Source organism: Pseudobutyrivibrio xylanivorans (assembly GCF_010906925.1).
GTDB lineage: Bacteria > Bacillota > Clostridia > Lachnospirales > Lachnospiraceae > Pseudobutyrivibrio.
Genome location: NZ_VTVE01000003.1, coordinates 1 through 14,358, shown reverse-complemented (window position 1 = coordinate 14,358; position 14,358 = coordinate 1). Strand labels below are relative to the sequence as shown.

The 14,358-nt window shown below is 40.3% G+C and carries 11 protein-coding genes, 5 tRNA genes and 1 rRNA gene; 2 read left to right on the top strand and 15 right to left on the bottom strand.

Going from position 1 to position 14,358, the window contains the following annotated elements; translation table 11 throughout:
- Positions 1 to 120 precede the first annotated feature (120 nt).
- Genes F0Q01_RS09555 through F0Q01_RS09545 form a run of 3 tightly spaced genes read right to left on the bottom strand, consistent with a single transcriptional unit; the run spans position 121 to position 4,282 of the window.
- On the bottom strand, positions 121 to 2,031 hold the full coding sequence (locus tag F0Q01_RS09555; RefSeq protein ID WP_090488442.1) for an ABC transporter ATP-binding protein: 1,911 nt from the start codon (positions 2,029 to 2,031) through the stop codon (positions 121 to 123).
- Positions 2,024 to 3,796, bottom strand: a complete 1,773-nt coding sequence (locus F0Q01_RS09550; protein ID WP_090488440.1) for an ABC transporter ATP-binding protein — start codon at positions 3,794 to 3,796, stop codon at positions 2,024 to 2,026. The genes F0Q01_RS09555 and F0Q01_RS09550 overlap by 8 nt, the downstream gene beginning before the upstream one ends.
- A 3-nt stretch (positions 3,797 to 3,799) precedes the next feature.
- Positions 3,800 to 4,282, bottom strand: a complete 483-nt coding sequence (locus F0Q01_RS09545; protein WP_090488438.1) for a MarR family winged helix-turn-helix transcriptional regulator — start codon at positions 4,280 to 4,282, stop codon at positions 3,800 to 3,802.
- 299 nt (positions 4,283 to 4,581) lie between these two features.
- Between F0Q01_RS09545 and F0Q01_RS09540 the strand changes: the two genes are divergently transcribed.
- Positions 4,582 to 5,139, top strand: coding sequence for a TetR/AcrR family transcriptional regulator (locus tag F0Q01_RS09540; RefSeq protein ID WP_090488435.1), 558 nt, complete (start codon positions 4,582 to 4,584; stop codon positions 5,137 to 5,139).
- A gap of 84 nt (positions 5,140 to 5,223) precedes the next feature.
- On the opposite strand, the gene F0Q01_RS09535 is transcribed toward F0Q01_RS09540, so the two are convergent.
- Together F0Q01_RS09535 and F0Q01_RS09530 are read right to left on the bottom strand one after the other, a co-directional pair.
- On the bottom strand, positions 5,224 to 6,168 hold the full coding sequence (locus F0Q01_RS09535; RefSeq protein WP_090488433.1) for an ROK family glucokinase: 945 nt from the start codon (positions 6,166 to 6,168) through the stop codon (positions 5,224 to 5,226).
- A gap of 29 nt (positions 6,169 to 6,197) precedes the next feature.
- On the bottom strand, positions 6,198 to 8,345 hold the full coding sequence (locus tag F0Q01_RS09530; RefSeq protein WP_242941864.1) for a transglycosylase domain-containing protein: 2,148 nt from the start codon (positions 8,343 to 8,345) through the stop codon (positions 6,198 to 6,200).
- Positions 8,346 to 8,591: 246 nt separating this feature from the next.
- Between F0Q01_RS09530 and F0Q01_RS09525 the strand changes: the two genes are divergently transcribed.
- A complete protein-coding gene (locus F0Q01_RS09525) occupies positions 8,592 to 9,626 on the top strand; it encodes an aldose epimerase family protein (RefSeq protein WP_242941863.1) in 1,035 nt (344 codons plus the stop codon).
- Here the strand turns inward: F0Q01_RS09525 and F0Q01_RS09520 are convergent.
- The 10 genes from F0Q01_RS09520 to F0Q01_RS09475 all read right to left on the bottom strand — a co-directional run.
- Positions 9,611 to 10,012: a DUF3237 family protein gene (locus F0Q01_RS09520; protein ID WP_090488427.1), complete on the bottom strand. Its 402-nt coding sequence runs from the start codon at positions 10,010 to 10,012 to the stop codon at positions 9,611 to 9,613. The genes F0Q01_RS09525 and F0Q01_RS09520 overlap by 16 nt on opposite strands.
- Before the next feature lie 96 nt (positions 10,013 to 10,108).
- Positions 10,109 to 11,047 (bottom strand): transketolase family protein, encoded by a 939-nt coding sequence (locus F0Q01_RS09515; RefSeq protein WP_090155720.1) that lies wholly within the window; start codon positions 11,045 to 11,047, stop codon positions 10,109 to 10,111.
- 2 nt (positions 11,048 to 11,049) lie between these two features.
- On the bottom strand, positions 11,050 to 11,874 hold the full coding sequence (locus tag F0Q01_RS09510) for a transketolase (RefSeq protein ID WP_090155722.1): 825 nt from the start codon (positions 11,872 to 11,874) through the stop codon (positions 11,050 to 11,052).
- Between the two features lie 51 nt (positions 11,875 to 11,925).
- Positions 11,926 to 13,353 (bottom strand): ATP-binding protein, encoded by a 1,428-nt coding sequence (locus tag F0Q01_RS09505; protein ID WP_090488424.1) that lies wholly within the window; start codon positions 13,351 to 13,353, stop codon positions 11,926 to 11,928.
- A gap of 294 nt (positions 13,354 to 13,647) precedes the next feature.
- Positions 13,648 to 13,720 (bottom strand) — tRNA-Phe (locus tag F0Q01_RS09500).
- 84 nt (positions 13,721 to 13,804) lie between these two features.
- A tRNA-Met gene (locus tag F0Q01_RS09495) sits at positions 13,805 to 13,878 on the bottom strand.
- Positions 13,879 to 13,891: 13 nt separating this feature from the next.
- A tRNA-Tyr gene (locus tag F0Q01_RS09490) sits at positions 13,892 to 13,973 on the bottom strand.
- A gap of 32 nt (positions 13,974 to 14,005) precedes the next feature.
- Positions 14,006 to 14,078: transfer RNA gene (locus F0Q01_RS09485), tRNA-Val, on the bottom strand.
- Between the two features lie 20 nt (positions 14,079 to 14,098).
- A tRNA-Asp gene (locus F0Q01_RS09480) sits at positions 14,099 to 14,172 on the bottom strand.
- A gap of 62 nt (positions 14,173 to 14,234) precedes the next feature.
- Positions 14,235 to 14,358, bottom strand: a 23S ribosomal RNA gene (locus F0Q01_RS09475); the annotation flags it as partial.

The following is a 14,358-nucleotide window of genomic DNA, read 5'->3' as shown; positions in this document are numbered from 1 at the left end:
TGCTGTGATACCACAGGTGCCTCTTAATGCATGTATAAAGCCATATAAGCCACACTTAGTCAAGCGGGATGTGGGGCTGGGGCGCCGGGTATCAGTTGTGTGCTATGAAGGGCGGTTGGCTTAGGCGTTTTGGATTTTGCCAGTGTATAGTTGGTAGTATTTGCCGCCTTCTTTGATGAGCTCATCGTGGCTACCACGCTCTATAATGCGACCTTGGTCAAGGACCATGATGCAATCAGAGTTTCGGATGGTAGAGAGGCGGTGGGCAATGACGAATGTAGTACGTCCATGCATAAGCTTGTCCATGCCGTCCTGCACGATTTTCTCGGTACGTGTATCGATTGATGATGTAGCCTCATCTAGGATAAGTACTGGTGGATCTGCGATAGCAGCTCTTGCTATGGCAAGAAGCTGTCTCTGGCCCTGTGAGAGGTTGCCGCCGTCTCCCTTGATTACTGTGTCGTAACCATTAGGAAGTCTTCTGATGAAGCTGTCAGCATTGGCAAGCTTTGCTGCTGCAATTACCTCTTCTTCTGTGGCATCCAGCTTACCGTAGCGGATGTTGTCAGCGATTGTACCTGTAAAAAGGTGTGTATCCTGAAGTACTATTCCAAGTGAATGGCGTAGGTCAGCCTTTTTGATTTTGTTAATGTTGATTCCGTCGTAGCGGATTTTACCGTCTGCTATGTCGTAGAATCTGTTGATAAGGTTGGTGATGGTTGTTTTACCTGCACCTGTTGCACCAACAAATGCTATTTTCTGACCTGGTGTTGCAAATAGCTTGATGTTGTGAAGTACTGTTTTGTCTGGATTGTATGCAAAGTCTACGTCGTCGAATACGATGTCACCTTCAAGCTTAACGTAGGTTGTTGTGCCTTCGGCCTTGTGATAATGCTTCCAAGCCCACATGCCTGTGCGCTCCTTGCATTCTACAATCTGTCCGTTTTCTTCCTTGGCGTTAACAAGCATTACGTAGCCTTCGTCTGTCTCAGGAGTCTCGTCAATTAAGTCAAATACTCGCTCGGCACCTGCCATTGCAAGTACGATAGACTGGAACTGCTGTGATACCTGGAATATAGGCATGTTAAATGAACGGTTAAACTGAAGGAATGCTATTAATGCACCAATTGTAAGACCCATCCAGCCATTGATTGCAAGTGTGCCACCTACTACTGCACATGCTACGTAGCTGACATTTCCCATTTGCATATTGATAGGTCCAAGGCTGTTGGCAAGTCTGTTGGCTTTGTATGCATTGTTGTAAAGCTCTTCATTGAGCTCATTGAATTTTTCAATTGCCTCCTGCTCGTGGCAGAATACCTTAACGACCCTCTGGCCGTTCATGATTTCCTCGATATTTCCGTTTACAGCACCAAGGGACTGCTGCTGCTTGCGGAAATAATTTCCTGAACTACCAGCAACCTTTGCTGTTGTAAAGGCAATGAGAACAATCATTAATATACTTACAATAGTAAGTGCCCATGAGGTCCTTACCATGTAGATAAATACTGTTACGATAGAGATTACACTGTTAAATATCTGAGGAAAACTCTGGGAAATCATCTGTCGCATTGTATCAATATCATTGGTATAAATCGACATTACATCACCGTGGGCATGTGTGTCGAAATAGCGTATTGGCAAATCTTCCATCTTCTCAAACATGTCATCTCGAAGATCCCTAAGAGTTCCCTGTCCTACATAAATCATCAAATAATTGTATAAATAAGTGGCTACTATACCCACTGCATAATAGACAACAATAGTTTTTATAGCATGAGCTAAGCCAGTGAAATCGGTGCTTCCACTTTTTACCATTGGTGTAATATAGTCATCTACTAGAGTCTGCATAAATGCAGTACCCTTTGCGTTGCACTGTACAGCAACAAAAATACTAAACGCTACTGTAAGCATGGCGAGCCAATATCTCTGTCCAACATATTTAAATACTCGGCCAAGGGCGCCGCGTCTTTTGGCCTTCTGCTCTTTTGTGAGCTTTGGCATCTGTCCTGGTACTGGTCTTCTAGGCATTGTCGGCACCTCCTTCCTGGTCTACTTTATCAAAATCACCGCTTCCAGCACCTGTCTGCTGCTGGTATATATCGCGATAGATTTCATTTCTAGCAAGCAACTCTTCATGAGTTCCAAAATCATCTATCTTTCCATCATCCATTACAATAATTCTGTCTGAATCCATAACAGATGAAATACGCTGTGCGATAATAAGCTTTGTTGTGCCTGGGATTTCTTCTCTGAAGGCACGTCTTATACTTGCATCTGTAGCTGTATCTACTGCAGATGTAGAGTCATCTAAGATAAGAATCTTTGGCTTCTTAAGAAGGGCTCTTGCAATACAAAGTCTCTGGCGCTGTCCACCCGATACGTTGGTTCCACCCTGCTCAATGTGAGTGTTATATCCATCAGGGAACTTTTCAATGAACTCATCAGCGCATGCCAGTCTAGCTGCTCTTTTAATATCCTCATCGCTGGCTTCTTTATCACCCCATCTAAGGTTTTCAGCAATAGTACCTGAGAAAAGCACATTGTTCTGAAGTACTACAGAGACCTGATTTCTCACTGTCTCCACGTCGTATTCCTTAACATTGTGTCCACCGATTAGAACCTGACCCTCATCTACATCATAAAGTCGTGAAATCATAGAGACTAATGTAGTCTTGGCAGAACCAGTTCCACCTAGAATTCCTATAGTCTCTCCAGACTTAATCTCTAGATTAATATGGTCAAGTACTGGCTTTTCAGCTGTCTTGTTGTAGCCAAATACTACATCTTTAAACTGAATAGAGCCATCTGGCACTTCATAAATTGGATCATCACCATTTGTGATTGCAGTCTTTTCCTCAAGCACCTCATAGATACGCTGCATACTTGCAATAGACATTGTTACCATGATGAAGATCATAGCAAAGAACATAAGCGACATAAGCATACTCATGCAGTATCCATAAAGCGAAAGTAAATCACCTGTCTCAAGTGTCTTGTCGATAACTATAAATTTAGCTCCAAACCAGCTAATAAGAACGATACATGTATAAACAACAGAGGTCATAAATGGCATTGTAAATACAACCATTTTTTCAGCTGCAGTAGCGAAATTGTAAATGCCGCCGCTTCCCTCTTTAAATTTGCTCTTCTCGTAGTCCTCTCTAACGTATGCCTTAACAACACGCATTCCAGTAATATTTTCCTGAACTGATGCATTTAAAGCATCGTATTTCTTAAACAAAGTATCAAAAAGCGGACGTGCCTTTGTCATTACAAAAGCCATTACAATGAGGAGTAAAATCATTGCAACCAAGAAAATAGATGCAATCTTTGGGCTGATAGTAAACGACAAAATCATAGCTGATATTACAGTCACAGGGGCTCTAAATCCCATTCGAAGAATCATGATAAAAGCATTTTGAATGTTAGTAACATCAGTTGTAAGACGAGTTACAAGACCTGCAGTTGAAAACTTATCAATGTTTTCAAAAGAAAAAGTCTGGATGTTTTCAAACATGCTCTTTCTCAGGTTCTTCGCTAAACCTGCTGATGCTTTGCTTCCAAATACAGCACCCATGATTCCACCAAACAGCCCAACTGCTGCACTGATAAGCATCATGGCACCTATTTTATAGATAGCAGACAAGTCGCCTTTTTCTACTCCTTCACTTACTAAATCTCCTACAAGTCGCAGGATATACATCTCCATTGCAACTTCAAGAATCATAAAAAAAGGAGTGAGAAAAGCGGCTGCTTTATATTCCTTTATTTCATGCAATATCCTTTTAACCAAAACTTAATCCTCCTTTTTCAACTCTACATAAGACTTATAGTCCTTAGCGTTTTGCTGAATTTTCTCAAATATTTCAACCAGTAAATCAATCTGATCCTCTGGAATCCCCCTTGTAATGTAGTCCTCAACCGCCATTATTTCTTTCTCGGCAAGTGTGCTGAAGTTCTTTCCTTTTTCGGTGACAACTATCTGTTTTTTTCTGGCATCTGTATCCACAGGAGCCTTAGCCAAATATCCTGATTTCTCCAAACACTGAATCATGTCAGCCAGTGTGGATTTAGGGAAATGAAATGTCTTTTCTAAGTCCTTTTGGAATACTGGGTCACTTTGGCGCTCAATGTATCCTACAAGCCATGCATTCTTTAAATTGCATGGAACTTCACCCATTTCTATTACGCCTCGGCCAACAGCTTTTTTAATTTCTCGAGCAGCATTATCAAGCATAAAGCCAAAATGCCTTCTCTTATCGAACTCTTCTCCTATCATAATTTTCCTTTCTTTCCCTTGATTTAATCCTCTTAATCGATTATATTTAACTTAATTGCGCACTACTTGTTCGTTTCCGAATAGTCCGCTTCCGAACTAAGAGTTAGTATACACTCTTAAATGTGTCCAATCAACAAACAAATTATAAAAAATCTATTAAAACTTACTCGGGCTGATTTTTCCGTGGTATAGTAGACAAAGATACATCAAATATGTTAGTCTTGCAGTTGTGCATTCTATTTATGTATCAATTTTTGAGGGTCAATATAAACATCTTACAATGTTGAAGGAGTATTATAATGAGAGAAAGAAGTAAGGATTTAAGGGTTAGAAGAACTTTAACTTCTATAAGAAAGTCATTTTATGAACTTGTTCTTGAGAAGAATTACAACGAGATTTCTATTACTGAACTTACTGACAGGGCTGGCATCAATAGAAAGACATTTTACTTACACTATTCATCACTTGATGATTTAGTTAAAGAAATTGAGGAGGAAATTGTATCAGACATTCTCGAAAGCATTGGCTCATACGCTGAAGCTTTTGACCTTCCAGGATGTATCAAAAACTTCTATATTTACTTGGAATCATGTAACGAAGTACAAAAGAAGCTTCTTTGCGACGACCACTATTCATTCTTCTATGAATCAGTTACAGATTCTGTACTTCGCAGTGAACCATTTGCAAAGTTCTTTGAAAGAACTGACTATCCATCAATCGTTCGTTCATACACAATCTCTATTACATTTATTTATAGAGACTGGCTTAAGGGCGGCCGTAAAATCGATTTCGACACACTCACAACTCAGGCATCAAATATCGTAGAGAATGGATATGCAGGAGTTTTAAAAAAATAATTTAAACCCTTGATTAAAAAAGACTTGTAACTTTGGCTGAAGTTACAAGTCTTTTTTTCGTGTTATTATAAATCTGATTTCAAATTAAAGGATAAGCTTCATCGCTCCATAGATACCTGCGTCGTTGCCAAGTGTTGCAAGAATAATTTTAGTATTGCGGCATCCGTGGAATGCGATTTGGTTGAATCTATACTCAACTTCATCGATAAGAATCTGTCCAGCCTTAGAAACACCGCCTCCAATAACAAATGCCTCTGGGTTTACAACGGCTGAGATAACCTGAAGACCTTGAGCCAAGTACTCGCATGCGCGCTTTACAACTTCTTTTGCAACTACATCGCCCTTCTTAGCCTCGTCAAATACTGCCTTTGCATCAATATTCTCTGTAGGAATAGCTCTAAGTCCGCTTTCATCCTCATTCATAGCAAGGCGAATCTTTGCAAGACGAGCGATACCTGTAGCTGAGCAATACTGCTCGAGACATCCATGATTACCGCATCCGCAAGTCATCTCCTCTGTATAGTTTACTCTGATATGTCCAATCTCACCTGCTGCACCTGCTGCACCTGTGATGATTTCATCATTGATAATTACTCCGCCGCCTACACCAGTTCCAAGTGTAACCATTACTGAGCTTGAATATTCCTTAGCTGCTCCCATCCAAGCCTCGCCAAGAGCTGCTACATTTGCGTCATTTCCTGCTTTTACTTTTATTCCGCCAAGCTCATCTGAGAATTCTTTTTCTACATTGAAAACGCCCCAACCTAAGTTTACACAGCGATTTACAACACCATCTCCTGATACAGGTCCCGGAATACCGATACCTACACCTGAAACATCATCAGCTGAGATGTTTTTCTCTGCCATCTTTTCCTTAACTGCTGTAGCTAAGTTCTTAAGAATATTAACTCCACCATTGCTAGTATCTGTAGGTACTTCCCACTTATCAAGTAGTTCTCCTTCATTTGTAAATAAGCCGCACTTACATGTTGTGCCACCTAAATCCAACCCAAATCCATACTTTGCCATACTCTCCTAAATCCTCCATTACTTTATTATTACTGACCTTCTGTAGTCGTAGTAATCTGTATATCTGTTGCGTTCTCAGGAATTACCCCCGGTGGAATCTCAGTTCCATCAAATGTCTGAGTCACCAGCTGATATGTTACTGTATCATCATCTTCTTGAGGATTCTCCTGATCAAATTCCCCCTGGCCCTCCTGGTCCTCAGGGCTTTCTTCCTCATCTATCACCGGTTCTTCCTGCTGCTCTTCAGTGCCAATGTATTCCACTGGCCTTAAAAACTCTGCCGGAAGCAAACCCTCATGAATATCCATCATGTATTCCTGCCAAATAGCTGCCGGATAAGATGACCCTGTCAATCCAGGCATCTGTTTTGGAATGTCATATCCCACCCACACGCTAGTGGTGTAATACTGAGTGTATCCAACAAACCATCCATCTCGGTTACTATTGGTAGTTCCTGTTTTACCAGCACAAGGCATTTCACCTAAATCATTTCCCTTTGCTGTACCGACCGCTATTACTGATTGTAGCATATCTGTCATAGTTCTGGCAGCATTTTCTTGATAAACTTGCACCTCTTCCTGGTTGGCTTCGTATAGGATATTTCCAGCTGCATCTGTTATCTTCATGATGCATCCTGGATCTCTCATATAACCATCGTTAAATATGGTTGCATAACCCTTTGCCATCTCTAGAGGGCTTACACCTACTGTAAGTCCACCAAGGCACGCCGCCATTCCATAATCATCCTTTTCTATATGACTAAATCCAAGGGTATTCAAGTATCCAATGCCCTTTTCTGGTGTCACCTGCTCATATAGCTGCCATGCTACTGTATTCTTTGAATATGCTACAGCATCTCTAAGTGTTATTTCTCCAGCATATTTTCCTCCAGCATTTTCAGGTCCACCTTCAAATTTCTCATCCATCACTATGTCATTTGGAGTGTAGCCCATCTCTAAAGCTGGGGTATAAACAATAAGCGGCTTTATAGAACTTCCCGGCTGTCTAAAGCTTTGAAATGCCCTGTTTAAAGTGTATCCTGAAACGTCCTGACTCCTACCACCAACTATAGCCACTGTCATTCCAGTGCTATTATCTATGCATACTCCTGCCCCCTGAAGCGCAAGTATTCCTTCGTCATTTACATCTGTAAATTCCTCTAGCTTTGTGTCTATGGTTGTTTGTAGTTTCTGCTGCTTATTTAAATCTATGGATGTGTATATTCTATAGCCCGATGTAAAAAGACTTGCATTACAATTGTTGTAAGCTTCCTCGTAAGCTCTTTCATATGCTTCTTTTGCCTCTTCTGATGCAAAATCATTTTTAAATTCAAAGCCTTCAGTCTCCATCAATGCCTTTGTAGCACAATAATATACGTAAGTTTCTACATAATTGTTTTTTACGCTATCAGGCCTTTCAAGTACAATCTCCTGTTTTTTTGCATTGTTGTATGTCTTCTCATCTATTACTCCATCCTTGTACATAGATGTAAGAATTAAATCTCTTCTAGTAATTGTATTCTGAGGATTAATTACAGGATCATAATATGTAGGACTGTTTGGAATCGCTAGTAAATAGCATATTTCAGACAAGCTAAGCTCTGTCACATCCTTGCTGAAATAACCCTTTGCTGCCGCCTGAATTCCATAATATCCATTGGCAAAATATACATTGTTAAGATAGAACTCAAGAATTTGCTCCTTGGAGTATTTTTTCTCCATTTCTGAAGCTATATATATTTCCTCTACTTTTCTCTGCCATGTTTTCTCATTGCTTAAGAAAATAGTTCTGGCAAGCTGCTGAGTTATAGTACTTCCTCCCTGAGTTACCTCGCCATCTTTCATCATAGCAAAAATAGCTCTAGCTATAGCTTTATAATCCACTCCGCTGTGCTTATAAAATTTCTTGTCCTCAATGGAAATAAGGGCCTCGCAGACATAAGTCGGGATATGATCGTAGGTAATATAATATACATCCTTTTCGCCCTTAAGAATTGAAATGGTATTACCATTTGAATCGTAAACTTCGCTAGTCTCTATCTGCCTAAACGTATCTACACTAGAATGTTTTACAATATTAATAGCCTCTGCTTTCAGTGCAGAGACTTCAGCTGCGTACCCACTGGCGTAGTAATAGGTAATACCTGCCACAAGAATGAGTAATAGTACGATTTGCAATTTTATTAATCGAAAGATTTTTTTATCTGCTATCCTTCGTTTTTTCGCCGATTCACTCATATTTTTATTTTAATCATTCTCAAAATCATTAACAAGACAAATGGCATTTCTTTGACATTTACACTTCGAAAATTTGCTTAAATACAGCTTAAATCTTGTATTTACCCCATTAGACCTTTATCATTATCTATGTGGTCTTTTATGGCACAGCGGGATTCTATTTTAAATATTCAGGGAGGTTTTCACGTGGAAAAAGAAAAATTAGGCGTCACTAAAAACGGCGAAGATATCATTGCTTACACACTTGTAAATAAAAATGGTATGCAAGCTAAAATAATGAACTATGGATGCAACCTATTAGAGTTTTGGGTTCCAGATTCTGAGGGTATCCTTTCAGATGTTGTTTTAGGATATGAGAAAATCGAAGACTATTTTGTAAATGGTCCTGGTTTTGGCTGCTGCATCTGCCCTAACGGCAACCGCATCGGCGATTCTAAATTCACTTTAAATGGTGTTGAGTACAAGCTTGATGCCAATGACGGCAAGAACAACTTGCACTCTGGATTCAATCCAATGCACAAGCGTATTTGGGATGTTGAGTCAGTTGACGATAGCCATATTACATTTACTTGTCACAAAGCAGATATGGAATGTGGTTTCCCAGGTGAGATGGACATCACAATCACATATACTCTTTCTGATGACAATGCTTTAAAGCTTGAATATTCAGGGGTTTCTAATGTTGATACAATCTTCAACCCAACTAACCATTCTTACTTTAACCTTAATGGACATGACTCAGGTTCCGTAATGAACGAGATTGTATGGATTGATGCTGACAAGTACACACACACTGATTCTGAGTCTATTCCACACGGAGAATGCCGCGATGTTAAGGGCACTCCAATGGATTTCACTACTCCAAAGCCACTTATTAAGGATACAGAAGCAGATTATGATCAGCTTAAATGGGCTGGTGGTTTTGACCACAATTACTGCTTAAATAACCCATCTCTCACTAAGCCAAGTTGTACACTTGAAGACCCTGAGAGCGGCAGAAAGATGGAAGTTTATACAGATTTACCTGGCGTACAGCTTTATGCTGGTAACTATCTTGATTCTTCTCATATTGGAAAGGGTGATTTCCCATATGACAAGCGCTACGGTGTTTGCTTTGAATCACAGTTCTTCCCAAATGCTATCAATGTACCAGAGTTTGCACAGCCAATTGCAAAGGCTGGCGTAAAGGCTCACTCTACTACAATTTACAAGTTCGTATAAATATGAATTATTACGCCGAGCTGACTTGCCTCTACAGTGCCTGTTAGCTCGGCTTTTTCTATGTAGGAAAGCGCTTCGCTGTCAGTATATATTACTGGTCTAGTAACAATAGTACCATCTTCTAATATTTCACCATTATTCTCGATGAATAGTTTACATTCTTTTCCTTCATTATCAGTTCCTTCAACAATATATCTTGCTGAAAGAGTCACATTTTCTCCTGGCTTTTGTCTTTGAGTGTCTACTCCTCCCGGCATTATCTTCCCTTTAAAAGCATCACAATCTATATAGCCTTCAAATAGTATCATCTTTGCTGAGCCAGATTGTCCCTTTACTTCATACTCTTCTTTTATATCTACATTAACAGTTAACACTTCTTTTAACATAATCCCCACCTATACGTAATCAACTTACAACTTCATCTATTGAAAATTTTCTAATGAAAAAAGGCACATCACATGGATGTGCCCTTAATAATTATCTTATAAAAAAGCCTTAATCTGCTTGTAAATTCCTGCTGCATCAAGCTCATACTTTTCAAGAAGCTTAACAGCTGGACCTGACTCACCAAATGTGTCCTTAACACCGATACGAAGCATCTTTGTTGGGCACTTCTCAGAAAGAACTTCTGCTACAGCACCGCCGAGACCACCGATAACTGAGTGCTCCTCAACTGTAACAACCTTTCCTGTCTTTGATGCGCTCTTTACAATAAGGTCTGCATCGATTGGCTTGATTGTATGGATGTTGATTACTTCTGCATCAATTCCGTCCTCTGCAAGCTTCTTAGCAGCCTCAAGAGACTCATTTACTTCAAGACCTGTAGCGATGATTGTAAGGTCCTTGCCCTCTTTAAGAACTACGCCCTTACCAATCTCAAACTTGTAATCAGCGTTGTCGTTGATTACAGGTACTGCAAGACGTCCAAATCTAAGGTAAACTGGACCATCCATCTTATATGCTGCCTCAACTGCAGCCTTTGCCTCTACATCATCAGAAGGATTGATGATTGTCATGCCTGGGATTGTACGCATAAGTGCGATATCCTCGTTACACTGGTGTGATGCACCATCCTCACCTACTGAAATACCAGCGTGAGTAGCACCAATCTTAACATTGAGATGTGGGTAACCAACTGAGTTACGTACCTGCTCAAATGCACGACCTGCTGCGAACATTGCGAATGAACTGCAGAATGGAACCTTTCCTGTACTAGCAAGACCAGCTGCAATGCCAACCATATTTGACTCTGCAATACCACAATCAATGTGACGGTCTGGATAAGCTTTCTTAAAAATTCCTGTCTTTGTAGCCTCTGCAAGGTCTGCATCCAAAACTACAAGATTATCATATTTTTCGCCTAAAGCGACAAGAGCATTACCGTAGCTCTCACGAGTTGCGATTTTCTTAACGTCTGCCATACTTACTCACCAGCCTTTCCCAATTCTTCCATAGCGATAGCATACTCCTCGTCGTTAGGAGCTTTTCCGTGCCATCCCACCTGGTTCTCCATGAATGAAACGCCCTTGCCCTTAACAGTCTTCATGATGATAGCTGTTGGCTGGCCTTTTGTCTCACGTGCCTCTTTGAAAGCTGCTCTGAGCTGATCAAAATCATTTCCGTCTGCAACTTCTACTACATGGAAATTAAATGCTCTGAACTTGTCTGGAATAGGATATGGGCTGTTAACATCCTCAATACGTCCATCAATCTGGAGTCCGTTGTTATCAACGATTACACAAAGGTTATCAAGGTTCTTTGCTGCTGCGAACATTGATGCTTCCCATACCTGACCTTCCTGAATCTCACCATCTCCAAGAAGAGTATATACTCTATATGATTCATTTGAGAGCTTTGCAGAAAGAGCCATTCCTACTGCAACAGATATACCCTGTCCAAGTGAACCAGATGATGCGTCAATACCAGGTGTATGCTGCACACATGGATGACCCTGAAGGTGTGAGCCAATGCTACGAAGGCCCTTTAAATCTTCTACTGGGAAAAAACCCCTCTGAGCAAGTGTAGAATAAAGACCTGGAGCAGTATGTCCCTTTGAAAGCACAAATCTATCACGATCTGCCTTCTTTGGATTCTTTGGGTCAATATTCATCTCTTCAAAGTAAAGGTAAGTAAATACCTCTGTTGCTGATAAAGATCCGCCTGGATGACCAGCCTTAGCTGCGTGAACACCTTCGATGATGCCCTTGCGAACCTCATTAGCTGTTTTCTTTAGCTCTTGATTTGTCATTGTTCTCCTCCTAAAACGTGTACCTAGTCAGCCTGCCTGACCGGGTCAATATTATCTCATTTCATCTAAGGTAATCAACATAATATTTTTGATTGCTGATGAAATGGTAATAGCATTTTCATGGAATCCTGCATTTGCAAATACTATGTAGAATGCATCTCCCTGACGGTGAAGCTGTTTTGTCTTCTCAATAAGCGACTTAAGCTGTGCAACCTCAATTGGCTCATTGTTGTAGTAACACTGCGCGAATATAGTAGCCGCCTTATTCTCGCATTTACCAAGTGAAACTAAATCAAAGCCATCCGTTGTGCCGGCTTCATCATCATTAACCCACCAGTTTCCAATCTCCTCAACAGTGAATGGAAGCTGATTCTTATCACTTTCATTTTCAAGGTATTCTCCACAAATTTTAATGAATACCTCTTTCATATAGTCTTGAATATTTTCTTTTATATGGTCCCACATACCGTCAATATCACCTGACATGTACATATCGAAATTAGGAACCACATATTTGTACCAGAAAAGCGTACTTGTATTTACGATTGAATATCTTGTCTTTTTTCTATTAGTAACCTCAGTAATAGCTGTATCTTTAGTACATACGCCAATTGCCATAAGTGAATTCAAATAAGGAACTACTACGTCCTTTGGCTTATCTACTGCAGCTGATATCTGATTAACTCTATTAAGGCCACTAGCCAATGTTGCAAGCATGTAATTATAATATGCTAGCTCTCTAAGCTCTGTGGACATTACCTGCTCTGGATTAAGACCAACACTTGATCTACCGCATAAGAAAAGTCTAGCAGCAATCTGCTTGATCTTGTCCTCTTCTGAAACCTGTGTAAGGCCAAAATCTTCAAATCCTGATACACCTAGTAATGCAGCAACTCTAGCAAGATTATAAGGAATACCACCTGTAATACCATAAAGAAATGCTGCTTCCTTAGGACTAGCATCATCAAAAAACTCGCATGAATCATAGAAGCCCAATGGCTCTAATACTAAATCCAAGTCAATATTCTTACTCCAGATGGCCTTTTTCCCCTTAATATACTTGTCTACAAGCATAAAAGCATCAGAACACAATATTAATTTAATTGGTAAATCCTTCCATTCTCCAACAACAAAATCATGGAGTACTTTATCAAATTCCGGATCTGCCTTCACAATATTTGGATATTGATCAATGATAATAAGCTGTTTTTCTTTTGCAGCTCTCTTTGAAATTTCTTTGCAGAAGCCTGCTGGATCAAAGGTTTTCTTGCTGCCCATGTATGAGCTGAGACGCTCCATCTGGTGCTTGCCAGTAGTCTCATATGCCTCAAAAAATAACCCCTTTTTATCCTGTGCAAACTCTTGAAGTAATGTAGTCTTTCCAATACCTATCTGACCGGATACAACCGCGATAGCACATTTGTCCCCTTCGTAAAAACCACTTAGTTTTTCTACTTCGTTCTTTCTACCTATAAACATAACACCTCTCCTTTGCACTGCTTTAGTGGCGCGTGCAAATCCATGGTATCACGTTTCAACTATTGATGCAATAGTCTGTAAATTTTAATTCATTTTTCAAAAAACCAAATATCTTAATAAATCTCGCCACTTTTAGAATTATCCTATATTTTAGGCTTTCTTGGTGGCTCTTTTTTTACCTTTTAGGTGCAAAAAGTAATCTTTACTTAAAAATTACGAAAAGTTTTCTTATGACTATATAACAAAAAAAGCCTTTAGGAATTAACCTAAAGACTATATTTGACATAAAAATAGTGCCCAGAGTCGGAATCGAACCAACGACACGAGGATTTTCAGTCCTCTGCTCTACCAACTGAGCTATCTGGGCACAAAATTTCAAGATTTGCGAAGCAAATCATGAACAGCGACGAGCCTCTTTGCCGTCAGGCAATCATAATGGCGAGTCACCGAGTTGCGGGAGATGGATTTGAACCACCGACCTCCGGGTTATGAGCCCGGCGAGCTTCCAGACTGCTCCATCCCGCGATATTAAAAAAGATGGGCGGTGGTGGATTCGAACCACCGAAGCAATTTGCAGCAGATTTACAGTCTGTCCCCTTTGGCCACTCGGGAAACCGCCCATGTTATTAACATATTTCTATATTCACTTAAATGGGACCTACAGGGCTCGAACCTGTGACCCTCTGCTTGTAAGGCAGATGCTCTCCCAGCTGAGCTAAGATCCCAAACTGTTTATTAAATTCAACGACCCCAGAGGGACTTGAACCCTCGACCTCCGCCGTGACAGGGCGGCGCTCTAACCAACTGAGCCATGAGGCCAAAAGGTATTTATAGCAACCTCAAAACTTCATACAGTGTCACGAGAACACGCTAACATCTTTTAGAATAAACCTTCGATCTATTAGTATTCATCAGCTGAATGTGTTACCACACTTACACCTTGAACCTATCTACCTTATCGTCTTTAAGGGATCTTATCTCCTTGAAGGAGGGGATATCTCATCT